We start from the raw sequence: 12874 nt of genomic DNA on the forward strand, positions 1-12874 counted from the left end.
ACATACATAGTCAAGATGAGAGCAACAGTTTATGAAGGTAATAAAACCTTTAATGTAGTCGAAAAAGAAATTGAACAACCAAAAGCAGGAGAAGTAAGAATTAAAGTAGCTTACTCTGGAGTTTGTGGAACAGATGTACACATCTATCATGGAATGATGGATAAGCGTGTAGATATTCCTCAGACAATCGGACACGAAATGTCTGGAACTATCGATGCCGTTGGAGAAGGTGTAGAAGGATTTGCAGCAGGAGATAAGGTAGTTGTTCGTCCTTTAGACGATACAAAGGCAAAGCCATCAGACAAAGGATTTAACCACATTTGTGAAGAGTTAAACTTTATTGGTATTGATAGTGCAGGTTCTATGCAACAATACTGGAATGTACCAGCTTTTACATTGCACAAATTACAAGAAACTACAGATTTAAAATTGGCTGCTTTAATAGAGCCGTTATCAGTAGCAACTCACGATGTACGTTTAAGTGGATTGGTAAAAGGTGAAACTGCTGTTGTTTTAGGTGGTGGACCAATTGGATTATTAGTAGCAATGGTTGCTAAAGAAGTAGGAGCGCAAGTAATTATTTCTGAGGTAAACCCTACTCGTATTGCCAAAGCTAAAGAATTAGGTTTTGATGCTGTAAGTCCTTTAGAAGTAGATTTAGTAGAGTACGTTAAGAGCAAGACAGAAGATAGAAGAGCAGATGTTGTTTTTGAAGTAGCTGGAGTGCAGCCTGCTTTAGATGTAATGTGCGAGGTTGCAGGAATTCGTGGTAGAATTGTAATGGTTGCTATTCACGGAGTTAAGAAAGAGATTGATTTATTTAAATTCTTCTGGAAAGAGTTAAAATTAATTGGAGCTCGTGTATACGAAAGAGAAGATTACGAAAAGTCAATCCGTTTAATTACAGAAAACGAATTACCATTCGAACAAATGATTACGGATGTTCAGCCATTAAGTAACATTCAACAAGTATTTGAAAATATAGACAATAATCCTGATGGATTAAAAGTATTAATGGACTGTCAATTATAATCATAAGAGAAAGATGAGATTGACTAAGTTCTTAGCGCTTTTGGCTATTGTTCCAGCTTTAACTTTCGCTCAAAAAGTAGAGAAGAAGTGGTTAGACACTTCTCTCTCTTTTGAGGAGAGAATCAATGCTTTGGTAAACTCTATGACATTGAGTGAGAAAATTGCTCAGTTGGATAGTGGTAGTCCAGAGATTGGGAGGTTAAATGTGCCTGAATATAACTGGTGGAATGAGGCATTGCATGGAGTTGCCAGAAATGGTAAGTCTACCGTGTTTCCTCAAGCTATTGGTTTGGCTGCAACTTTTGATCCTGAATTGGCACAAAATGTAGCAACAGCAATTTCTGATGAGGCTAGGGCTAAGTTTAATATTTCTATAGCAAATGGAAATAGAGGACAATATGCAGGTTTAACTTTTTGGACTCCTAACGTAAATATCTTTAGAGATCCAAGATGGGGAAGAGGACAAGAAACGTATGGAGAGGATCCTTATTTAACTTCTAAAATGGGAGTTGCCTTTGTAAAAGGTTTACAAGGAGATCATCCTAAGTATTTAAAGTCTGCAGCTTGTGCTAAGCATTATGCGGTTCATTCTGGACCAGAAGAATTAAGACATCATTTTAATGCAGTTCCTTCTAAAAAGGATTTGTATGAGACCTATTTACCTGCTTTTGAAGCTTTGGTAAAAGAGGGAAATGTTGAGGGAGTTATGTCTGCTTACAATGCAGTTTATGGAGTGCCTGCTGGAAGTAGTGAATTCTTATTAAAAGAAACACTAAGAAATAGCTGGGGATTTGATGGATACATTGTTTCTGATTGTGGGGCTTTAGGAGATATTTTTAAAGGGCACAAACAAGTAAAAACAATGCCAGAAGCTGCTGCAGTAGCATTAAAAGCAGGAGTGAATTTAAACTGTGGTTTTGTGTATGATAATGCTTTGGAAAAAGCAGTGAATCAAGGTTTGGTTTCAGAAAAGTTGGTAGATGCCAGATTAAAACAGTTGTTAAAAACTCGTTTTAAACTAGGTTTCTTCGATCCAAAAGATGACAATCCTTACAATGCAATTCCTACAAGTGTAATTCATTCTGATGATAATGTAGCTTTGGCAAGAAAAACGGCTCAGAAGTCTATTGTTTTATTAAAGAACGATAACAATACATTACCCTTAGATAAAAATATTAAGGTACCATATGTAACAGGGCCATTTGCATCATCTAGCGATGTGTTATTGGCAAATTACTATGGAATGACAACCAATTTAGTATCTGTTTTAGAAGGAATTTCTGATAAAGTTTCTTTAGGAACTTCGTTAAATTATAGAATGGGAGCTTTGCCATTTAATAAAAACGTAAATCCTAAAAACTGGGCACCTAACGTTGCAAAAACTGCAGATGCAGTAATAGCGGTAGTTGGATTGTCTGCGGACTTTGAAGGGGAAGAAGTAGATGCTATTGCATCGCCTAATAAAGGAGATAAAAAAGATTTAAAATTACCACAAAATCAAATAGACTACATAAAAGAAATGGCTGCCAAAAAGAAAGGGCCGTTAATTTTAGTAGTAGCTACAGGTAGTGCAGTTGCTTTAGGAGAATTGTACGATTTAGCCGATGCGATTGTCTTAATGTGGTATCCTGGAGAGCAAGGAGGAAATGCTGTTGCAGATGTTTTATTTGGAGATATTTCTCCATCTGGACACTTGCCAATAACCTTCCCTAAGTCTATAGACCAATTGCCTCCTTTTGAAGATTATAGTATGGAAGGTAGAACGTACAAATACATGGAAAAGGAACCTTTGTTTCCTTTCGGTTTTGGACTTTCTTACACCAACTTTAAGTATTCAGACATTATTGTTTCTAAAACAAAAATTAGAAAGAAAGACCAATTTACAGTTTCATGTGCTGTTGCAAACAACGGAAATATGGACAGTGAAGAGGTAGTACAATTGTACTTAGTTCCTTTAAATAAAGAAGAAGGATTGCCTAAGTACAAGTTGTTGAAGTTTAAGAGGACTAACATTCAGAAAAATACAACTACTAAAGTTTCATTTAATCTAAATGCCAAAGACTTATTCCAAGTAAACAAAGAGGGAAAGAAAACTTGGATAAAGGGGAAATATAAATTGGTTGTGGCCAATTCATTACCTAGTCAAAGGAGTCAAGATTTAGGAGCAACTGCACCAATTTCAACAACTGTAGAATTTAAATAACATCAAAATAAACAAAATCAAAAATGAGTATTTTAAATAAGTTTAGCTTAGAAGGAAAAACTGCCTTAGTTACAGGATGTAAAAGAGGTATTGGAAAAGCAATGGCTGTTGGTTTAGCGGAAGCTGGAGCAAATGTTATTGGAGTTTCTGCATCTTTAGAATTAAGCGGAAGCCAAGTAGAAAAAGAAGTTACTGCTACAGGGAGAACTTTTAAAGCTTATCAGTGTGATTTTTCTGATAGAAAATCATTATATGCTTTTATTGCAGCCGTAAAAGGAGATTTTCCACAAATAGACATTTTAGTAAACAACGCTGGAACTATTTTAAGAACTCCAGCTGCTGAACACCCAGATGAAATGTGGGATAAGGTAATTGAAGTAAATCAAAATGCTCAATTTATTTTAACAAGAGAGATTGGAAAAGAAATGGTAGCTAGAGGATCTGGAAAAGTAATCTTTACAGCATCATTATTAACATTCCAAGGAGGGATTACTGTGCCAGGATATGCAGCTAGTAAAGGAGCTGTTGGTCAGTTAACAATGGCATTTGCTAACGAATGGGCTGGTAAAGGAGTAAATGTAAATGCAATTGCACCAGGATATATTGCTACAGATAACACAGAAGCTTTAAGAAACGATGCTGTAAGATCAGAATCTATTTTATCTCGTATTCCTGCTGGAAGATGGGGAGAAGCAACAGATTTTGCAGGTCCAACAGTATTTTTAGCATCAGAAGCTGCAGCGTACATGCACGGAAGCATCACGTTGGTAGACGGTGGATGGATGGGTAGATAATCATAAATTAAGTTAACCTAAAAAAGAAAAACATGTCACAAGTAAAAGAATATCAGTTATTTATTAACGGTGAGTGGAAAACTTCAACTTCTGGAGAAACTATCGATATCGTAAGTCCATCTACAGAAGAAATAGTAGCAAAAGTTCAAAACGGAACTGCAGAAGAAGCTTTAGAGGCTTTGGAAGCTGCTGATGCTGCTCAAAAAGAGTGGAAAAAATTTACAGCTAGAGAACGTGCAGATTTATTATTCAAATTAGCAGATGAAATAGATGCTAATAACGAGCGTTTAGCAGTATTGTTAACTAAAGAACAAGGTAAATTATTAAAAGTTGCTCGTTTTGAAGTTACGGTAACAGCATCTTTTATTAGATATGCTGCAGAAGGAGCTCGTAGAATAGAAGGAGATATTTTGCCTTCAGACAATCCGAATGAACAAATTTGGATTCAAAAAATTCCTAAGGGAGTAGTAGTTGCAATTACTGCATGGAACTTCCCATTGGCATTGGCAGGAAGAAAATTAGGTCCAGCTTTAGTAACAGGAAATACTATTGTAATTAAGCCTACATCTGAAACTCCATTGGCAACTTTAGAGTTAGGAGATTTAGCAAATAAAGTTGGAATTCCAAAAGGAGTTATCAATATTTTAACTGGACCAGGTAGAGCAATGGGTAACGCTTTAGTTGAAAGTCCAATTACTAAAATGATTACAATGACTGGTTCTACGCCTGTAGGACAAAGTATTGCACGTGCAGCAGCAAACAACTTAACACACGTTCAGTTAGAGTTGGGAGGTAAAGCTCCATTTATAGCATTTGCTGATGCTGATATTGATGCAGCTGTAGATGCAGCATTACATTCTCGTTTTGACAACTGTGGACAGGTTTGTACTTGTAACGAGCGTATGTATATCCATGAAGATATTTACGATGTATTTATGGAGAAATTCTTAGCTAAGGTTGCAGATATTAAAGTGGGTGACCCAATGTTAGAAGAAACTGACATGGGACCAAAAGTAAATGCAAATGAGTTAAAGCATATGGAGCATTTAGTAGAAGTTTCTGTTAAAGAAGGAGCTACTATTGCAGCAGGAGGTAAACGTCCAGAAGGAGCTGAATTTGAAAAAGGTTTCTGGTTTGAACCAACTGTATTAACAGATGTAACTCAGGATATGACAATTGTTCACGAAGAGTCTTTTGGACCAATTTTACCAGTATTAAAGTTTAGTTCTTTTGATGAGGTAGTTGGATATGCAAACGACTGTGAGTATGGATTAGCTGCAATGGTATTTACTAACGACATGAACACGATTATGAAGTGTAACGATGAGTTAGAATACGGTGAAATCTATGTGAACAGAGGTCACGGTGAACAACACCAAGGTTTCCACAACGGATACAAATTGTCTGGTTCAGGAGGTGAAGATGGAAAGTACGGATTTGAGCAGTACTTAGAGAAAAAGACATTCTACGTAAGACACAAAGCTTAATTGGTTTTTTTTAGAGGGCAAGGGGCATTGGTTTTCTATTTTTTGGTTTATAGTTTTTCCAATGACCTCTCTGCTCTTTTTTATTTTTTAAAGAAAAGATTATGAGTACAAATATTGCAAAAATAGAAACTCAGTTGTTTACAGTGCCATTACCAGAGGTAATGTCGGATGCGAAACACGGAGATCATTATCATTTTGAATTGGTAACTGTTACCATTACATTAGAAGATGGTAGCGAAGGTACAGGTTACACATATACTGGAGGAAAAGGAGGAACTGCCATTAAAGCAATGGTGGAGAACGATTTTGGAGTATTGGTAGGAAAAGACGGAACAGATGTAGAAGGTATTTACGATTTCTTAGAGTGGCACATTCACTACGTAGGACGTGGAGGAATTGCTTCTTTTGCTATTTCTGCTGTGGATATCGCATTATGGGATATTCGTTGTAAAAAAGCTGGAGAACCTTTATGGAAAATGGCTGGTGGGCATGGAAATACATGTAAAGCATACTGTGGGGGAATTGACTTAATGTTCCCTATTGAAAAGCTATTAGGTAACATGAAAGGTTATTTAGAAGCTGGATTCAATGCCGTTAAGATTAAAATTGGACGTGAAAATCTAGAAGAAGATTTAGAGCGTATTAAAGCAGTACGTGAATATATTGGACCCGATGTAACTTTTATGGTAGATGCTAATTACTCTATGACAGTAGAGAAGGCAATAAAAGCGATTGAAGGTTTTAAACAATACGATATTACTTGGTTTGAGGAACCAATTATTCCAGACAATTACAAAGGGTTTGGAGAAATTGCAGATGCAACCGGATTCCCATTAGCAATGGGTGAAAACTTACACACAATCCACGAATTTGAGTATGCAATGGATCAGGCAAAATTATCTTTTGTACAGCCAGATGCCTCTAACTGTGGTGGAGTAACAGGATGGTTAGCTGCTGCTAGATTAGCAGATAAACATGGAATTCCTGCATGTTCTCATGGAATGCAAGAGTTACACGTAAGTTTAGTGTCTTCTCAACCTAACTCAGGATGGTTAGAAGTACATAGTTTCCCTATAGATCAATATACAACTAGACCATTGGTAGTAGAAAATCATAGAGCAGTAGCTCCAGATTATCCAGGTGTAGGTGTAATTTTTGACTGGGAGAAGCTAGCTCCTTACAAGATGTAAGACCCTTAAAAATTCTCATACAAATAACGAGGAGCTAATCTTCCTCGTTATTTGTAAATCAATACTAACCTTATTAATAACCTATGAAAATTCAATCATCAGTATTTGGAAAAATAGAAGATCAACAAATAGATCTTTATACATTAGAGAATGATAATGGAATGACTGTTAAAATCACAACTTATGGTGCTACAGTTACTTCAATTCAGACTCCAGACAAAGACGGAAATATAGAAGAAATCACTTGTGGTTTTGATACTTTAGAAGGCTATTTTTCTGAAGAATACAAAGCAAATTCGCCATACTTTGGAGGAACTGTAGGAAGATATTGTTCTCAAATTAAAGATGCAAAGTTCACTTTAAATGGAGAAGAATATTCATTGGCATCTAATTGTGGTCCTAACAACTTACATGGAGGGACTGTTGGATTTGATAAAAGTATTTGGTCTGCCAAAGCAATTGAAAACGGTGTTGAATTTTCATTATATAGTAAAGATTTAGAGGAAGGATTTCCAGGGAATGTAGAAGTAGTAGTTACTTACACTTTGTCTAATGAGAATGAATTAAAGATTGATTACAAAGCGACTCCAGATAAAGATACTCCGTTGGCAATGACAAATCATACCTACTTTAACTTGAATGGATTCAAGTCTAATGTAGAGTGTCATACAGCTCAAGTAAATGCATCAAAAAAACAAGTTTGGGACGAAACGGGTGCAGCTACAGGAGAAAATGTAAGCATAGAAGGACAAGTTGATGATTTAAGAGAACCAAAGCGAATTGGAGACGTACACGAAGCAATGGGAGATGGTTTTGAACATTTCTATGTATTGGATGAAGCGAATTTTGACTTAAAAGAATTTGCACAAGTAGCTTGTCCAAAATCGGGTCGTTCTTTAACGGTTTCTACTACAGAAGTAGGAATGTTATTATACACAGGAAAATATACTTCGGACGATTTAAAACGTGAAAACGGATTACAATACGGTAAGTATAGAGGTTTCTGTTGTGAAGCACATCGTTTTCCAAATGGACCAAATATTGATGCTCCAAAAGCAATTACTAAGGCCGGAGAAGAATTTACAAGTACAACCATCTTTAAGCTTGGATGGTAATTTTATTAACAACTAAATAATTAAAAAATGATTACAGGTGTTTTATTTGCCATATTAGCTGGTTTATTACTAGGGTTATATGCATTACCAGAAAAATTCACAAAAGACTTTGAGTTTGAGAATACATGGAGTATGTTCTTTGCTATCAACACTTTTGTGGTTCCTAACATTGCTGCCTTCTTGTTAATTGATGGATTTGCAGATATATTAGGAGAAATTCCATCTGGAGCATTAATTACAATGATTGTATGTAGTATCCTTTGGGGTATTGGTGCAATGATGTGGGGAAAAGCAATCAATTATATTGGACTATCATTAGGTTTTTCAATCTTTATTGGAACTATTATATTGGTAGGTTCTTTGTTACCATTCATTCAGGTAGGTTTACCAAAGCCAAATGTTTTAACTACAATTTTAGCTGGTTTAGCAGTAGTATTGGTTGGAGTTATGGCCAATGGTAGAGCTGGAATCATCCGTCAGAAAGATGAAGATGGAGCTGCGGCAGAAGGAGAGAAAAAAGGTGGTTCTATGATTACAGGAATTTTAATTGCTATTGTAGGAGGTTTATTAGCTACCGGATTTAGTTACGCATATGCTGCGGGTGGAGAAATTATAGATACAGCTTCACAGGCAAGAGGTAATGCTCCTTGGAAAAGTGCTATTGCAGTTATGTATGTAATTTACATGGCTGGAGGTGTTGCTATTGCTGCTTATTTTGCACAACAATTAACCGCTAAGAAATTATGGGGTAAATTTAAGACTCCAAACTTAGGTAAGAATATTGTGTTAACAACCATTATGGGAGTTTTTAACTTTGCAGCCTCTGTAGTTTTTGCTTACGCAGGATTTAAATTAGGTAAAGAATTAGGAGGAAGTGTTGGTTATGCAATATTTAACACTTCTTGTGTTGTTACAGCTATAATTAGTGGGTTAATTACTAAAGAATGGGCTAAAGCTTCTGGAAAAGCAAAAGGTTCTTTGTATTTAGGATTGGCTTGTATGGTAATTGGAATTGTTATTATTGCTTATTCTAATACATTAGCTTAATAAAATTAAAATAATACAAATAAATGAGACTGTAGTAGCAGTTGCATTGCGAACTGTCTGCTATCTTAAATAGCAGACAGTTTGGTTTATATATAAAAAAAGAAATGAAACCAACAGAAGAACAATTAGATTTTTTAGGGATTACAAATGCAGATAAGTTAAGTGCAGCATCTAAAAGAGCATTGCTTTGGGATGAGGAATTGGTAAGAGGTAACGACTGGTTTTTTACCTATAAAGAACACGAATTAAAAGGAGATTTAGCTTACGAAGAAGGTGTGGTAAGAAGAGATCCTAGTGGGGTTATAAAACACGATGGTAAATTTTACGTATGGTATTCTAAATCTGTAGGAGCTACAGATGGTTTTGCCGGTGATATAGAAAACGATAAAGTTTTTCCGTGGGATAGATGTGATATTTGGTATGCTACTTCCGAAGATGGATTAACGTGGAAAGAAGAAGGAGTTGCAGTAGCTAGAGGTGAAAAAGGTGCTTATGATGATCGTTCTGTGTTTACTGTAGAAATTATGGAACACGAAGGAAAGTACTATTTAAGTTACCAAACTATTGGAGGGCATTATACGGTAAGAGTAAAAAACCAAGTAGGATTGGCTTGGTCTGATTCTCCAAATGGACCTTGGACAAAGAGTGAGGAGCCTATTTTAAGTCCGGCTGAAAATGGAATTTGGAAAGGAGAAGAACAAGATCGATTTGCTGTTATTAAGAAAGGAGACTTTGATTCTCATAAGGTACACGATCCTTGTATTGTTCCATATAATGGAAAGTTCTATTTATACTATAAAGGAGAACAAATGGGAGAAGCTATTACTTTTGGAGGTCGTCAAATTAGACACGGAGTAGCTATTGCCGACAATCCAAAAGGTCCTTATATTAAATCTGATTACAACCCAATTTCTAATAGTGGACATGAAATATGCGTTTGGCCTTACAATGGTGGAATTGCTTCATTAATCACAACAGATGGTCCAGAAAAGAATACGGTTCAGTGGTCTCCAGATGGAATTAATTTTGATATTAAGGCTGTTGTAAAAGGAGCTCCACATGCAATTGGTTTAAATAGAACTGCGGATAATGAAAAAGAACCAACAGAAGTTTTACGTTGGGGATTAACGCATGAATATGTTTCTTATGATTACCAATGTATTAAAGGTTTTACTACCGAAAGAATGGAAAAACATACTGCTAAAGGAGAGGTAAAAGGGAAAGATATTTCTATAGACGATCAGAGATAAAATATATTTATTTTAAAAAGAGGCCTCGTATTTACGAGGTCTTTTTTGTTTGTATGATGGTCGGATTTGTTGTTTTAAAGATGTTGTGTTTATTGTAGTTTAGGGGTTGTTAAAGTCGTTTTAGTGTTTCTGTGTGGGTGATAAAAATCATTGTTTTGATTTGTCAACTTTTGAAACTTTATCTAGACGAAAAATTAAATGAATTTTCAATTACAATTATATCATATGGAACAAATAATAAAAAAGAAATTATTAGTACTGTGTTGTTTGCTGTTAGGCCTATTTGGTTACGCACAACCAGGTACTATCAACAATCATAACGAAAACAGTCAGCTGGTAAGAGATTTTAGTGGGTATCAGTGGAAGATGAAAATGATGTTGCCTGGTGAGGGAGTAAAACAAGGTTTACATGAGTTACCTCCAGAGGATATTGAAACTTTGGTATGGAATTCTGCTAAAATACCCGGAGATGTGTATACGGATTTATGGAAAGCGGGTGCTATTGAAGATCCTTATTTTGGTAGAAATAGTGTAAAAGCGCAATGGGTAATGCAATACGAATGGTGGTATTCGTATCAATTTAATGTAACTGAAGACATTGGAGATAATATAGCCCGTTTGGATTTTGACGGTGTAGATTATGCCTGTGATGTTTGGTTAAATGGAGTTTATTTAGGAAGCCATAAAGGGGCATTTTCATCGTTTTCTTTTGATGTGAATCATGCCATTAGAACCTCAAAAAAACATTTAAAAAGCAAAAACTTATTAATGATTAGATTGGCACCACCTCCGCAGGTGAATGCTAAAGTAGCTGGGAAAAAAACACCGTGGTTTGGAGATTATTGGAGAGATTTAGTTCCTTTTGGTATTTACAGACCTATAAAGCTGGTTACTACAGGACGATCTAGAATTACAGATGTATATGTAAATACAAAAATAAATAAAAATAAATCAGCATCTGCAGGTTTAGAAATAGAGGTAGAAAATACCACATCTAAACCAAAACAAATGTTTTTTGTTGGAACCATAGAGGGAAAAAACTTTAAGAGTAAGAAAATAAAGTTCGAATTTTCTAAACAGGTGTTACCAGGAAAACACGTAGTAAAAGAAAAAATCAATATAAAAAATGCTAAGCTTTGGTGGCCTTGGGATTTAGGGAAACCAAATTTATACAAAGCAAAAATATCTTTAAAAGAGAATAACATCAACCAAGATTTTTCTGAAACGACTTTTGGAATTAGAGAGGTAACCATGAAATGGAATCCAGGTTTTAGTAGAGACGAGGTTAGTTTTCCAAGGACTACAGTTATTAATGGAAAATCTATTTTTATTCGTTCTGCTTGTTGGGGTGGACCGCCAGATATTTTTGTAGGAAGAACATCAGAAGAAAAATACAAAAGATTGATAAAATTAGCCAAAGAAGCGAATATGAACAATATTAGAATCTTTGGATGGCACCCACCAGAAATTCCAATTTTTTACAAATTATGTGATGAGGCAGGAATTACGGTTTGGCAAGATATTATTCCATTAGGAACGGGGAATTTACCTAGAGAGAAAGAGGCTTTAGAAGCAATTTTTGTAGAGGGAGAAAAGGTAATTACAGAAAGAAGAAATCACCCATCTTTAATTATGATGGAAGGTGGAGAAGAAATGCTATTAAGAGCCTCTGATGCAAAGTTTACAAGAGACTTTTTAGAAACCTTGGGGAAGAGATTACAAGCAAAAGCAAACTTGCCATATGTGCCAGATTCTCCATTAACCTGTGAGGTTTCTAGAGAGGCTGGTTACAAACCGAAGGAGGCAGTACATGCATTACGATACTTTTATGGAATGGGACATTTACCAATGGAGGAATGGTATGCTGGACTAGATTTTCCAATTGTGCCAGAATATGCAATTACATCGGTACCAAATGTAGAGAGTTTGCAAAAGTTTATTCCTAAAGATGAATTGTGGACTCCTGGAGTAAGCTGGGGACACCATTGGGCAGATTTGGATAGATTAAGAATACAAAATTTCGACACTTTTGGAGAAGAAAGAACAGGTTCTTTACAAGAGTTTGTAGATGCAACACAAGATGCGCAGGGGATTATTTTTCAATTGGGGATAGAACATTTTAGAAGAAGAAAACCAGTAACAAGCGGAATAGCTTTATGTCATTTTATTACGTATTGGCCAGATATGAAATGGGGAATTGTAGACAATTATACCAAACCAAAACGTTCTTATGAGTTTGTAAAAACTGCTTATCAACCTACTTTGATCAATTTAAAATTTGATAAGAGAAGATGGAAGAACAACGAAGCGTTTAAGGGAGAAATATGGGTGGTAAATGATCTCTATAAATCTTTTAAAAATTGTAAAGGAACTTATATCTTTAAAGATGATGAAGGGAATGTTTTAAGTAAAGAATCTTTTGATGTAAATACTATTAAAGAAAATAGTTCGGCTAAAATTATTAGTATTAAAGAGGATGTCTTAAGAAAAGTAAAGAAGTATTTCTATGTTACATTGGAATTAAAAGATAAAAAAGGAGAGGTTCTTTCTACCAATGAGTATATGTTGTTAATTGGAGATCAGAAAAAAGCGGCTGCTAAATTTAAGAAGATGGGAGCAGAGGTAAGAGAGCGAAATAGAAAATATACTTACGGAAATTATTATAGATTCTTTGATAAATATTCTGGGGATAATAAAGGAGAACTAGATAGTAAAACAGATAAAATAGAAACAAGAGGTTTTAAATAAAAGGTGTA

9 protein-coding genes are annotated in these 12874 nt (G+C 35.3%); all 9 read left to right on the plus strand.

Annotated features, from left to right (window positions below):
• Nucleotides 1-15 precede the first annotated feature (15 nt).
• The 9 genes from ACXHHC_RS13505 to ACXHHC_RS13545 all read left to right on the plus strand — a co-directional run bounded on the left by ACXHHC_RS13505 (nucleotide 16) and on the right by ACXHHC_RS13545 (nucleotide 12866).
• Nucleotides 16-1032, plus strand: coding sequence for a zinc-dependent alcohol dehydrogenase (locus ACXHHC_RS13505; RefSeq protein WP_458226903.1), 1017 nt, complete (start codon nucleotides 16-18; stop codon nucleotides 1030-1032).
• Between the two features lie 13 nt (nucleotides 1033-1045).
• A complete protein-coding gene (locus tag ACXHHC_RS13510) occupies nucleotides 1046-3235 on the plus strand; it encodes a glycoside hydrolase family 3 C-terminal domain-containing protein (RefSeq protein WP_458226904.1) in 2190 nt (729 codons plus the stop codon).
• 29 nt (nucleotides 3236-3264) lie between these two features.
• Entirely contained in the window at nucleotides 3265-4029 is a 765-nt protein-coding gene (locus ACXHHC_RS13515) for an SDR family NAD(P)-dependent oxidoreductase (protein ID WP_458229256.1), read from the plus strand.
• A 32-nt stretch (nucleotides 4030-4061) separates the two neighbouring features.
• Nucleotides 4062-5516, plus strand: a complete 1455-nt coding sequence (gene aldA / locus ACXHHC_RS13520; protein ID WP_458226905.1) for an aldehyde dehydrogenase — start codon at nucleotides 4062-4064, stop codon at nucleotides 5514-5516.
• 101 nt (nucleotides 5517-5617) lie between these two features.
• A complete protein-coding gene (locus ACXHHC_RS13525) occupies nucleotides 5618-6706 on the plus strand; it encodes a mandelate racemase/muconate lactonizing enzyme family protein (RefSeq protein ID WP_458226906.1) in 1089 nt (362 codons plus the stop codon).
• 83 nt (nucleotides 6707-6789) lie between these two features.
• On the plus strand, nucleotides 6790-7821 hold the full coding sequence (locus tag ACXHHC_RS13530; protein ID WP_458226907.1) for an aldose epimerase family protein: 1032 nt from the start codon (nucleotides 6790-6792) through the stop codon (nucleotides 7819-7821).
• A 27-nt stretch (nucleotides 7822-7848) separates the two neighbouring features.
• Complete coding sequence (locus ACXHHC_RS13535; protein ID WP_458226908.1) at nucleotides 7849-8868, plus strand: L-rhamnose/proton symporter RhaT; 1020 nt, start codon at nucleotides 7849-7851, stop codon at nucleotides 8866-8868.
• Nucleotides 8869-8972: 104 nt separating this feature from the next.
• A complete protein-coding gene (locus tag ACXHHC_RS13540) occupies nucleotides 8973-10118 on the plus strand; it encodes a glycoside hydrolase family 117 protein (protein ID WP_458226909.1) in 1146 nt (381 codons plus the stop codon).
• Between the two features lie 225 nt (nucleotides 10119-10343).
• Complete coding sequence (locus ACXHHC_RS13545) at nucleotides 10344-12866, plus strand: glycoside hydrolase family 2 protein (protein WP_458226910.1); 2523 nt, start codon at nucleotides 10344-10346, stop codon at nucleotides 12864-12866.
• The last annotated feature ends 8 nt before the right edge of the window (nucleotides 12867-12874 follow it).

Source organism: Wenyingzhuangia sp. IMCC45574 (assembly GCF_054182685.1).